The following is a 363-nucleotide window of genomic DNA, read 5'->3' on the forward strand; positions in this document are numbered from 1 at the left end:
CGGTTGCCGTCGCCCCAGGTGGCGGCCCCGTGCGGCTCGTTGTGCAGGTCGGCGGCGACGACCGACGGGTTGTCGGCGTAGCGCTCGGCCAGCATCTGCCAGTTCTTGATCATCACCGACTCCGGATACTGGTCGGTGTACCACAGCCCGTTCTCGTTGGCGGACGCGCCGTCGCCGCTGCGGTGGTGGTCCAGCATGATCTTCATGCCGATCTTGTCGGCGTACTCGATGATCTTGTCGAAGACCTGGAGCGAGGTGAGGCCGCGGAGGTCCGGGTTCAGGCTGTAGTCGATGCCGCCGTTGGGGCTGCGGCCATTGTCGAGCATGGCGTCGGAGTAGGGCAGGCGGATCAGGTTGAAGCCC

General features: G+C 66.1%; 1 protein-coding gene. It reads right to left on the reverse strand.

The genetic code is table 11. The annotated features are described in order from the left end of the window. Positions 1-363: glycoside hydrolase family 5 protein (locus HL658_RS36550; RefSeq protein ID WP_180287758.1), on the reverse strand; the 363-nt coding region annotated here is incomplete at both ends.

Source organism: Azospirillum oleiclasticum (genome assembly GCF_013423485.1).
In the GTDB taxonomy this organism is placed as follows: domain Bacteria; phylum Pseudomonadota; class Alphaproteobacteria; order Azospirillales; family Azospirillaceae; genus Azospirillum; species Azospirillum oleiclasticum.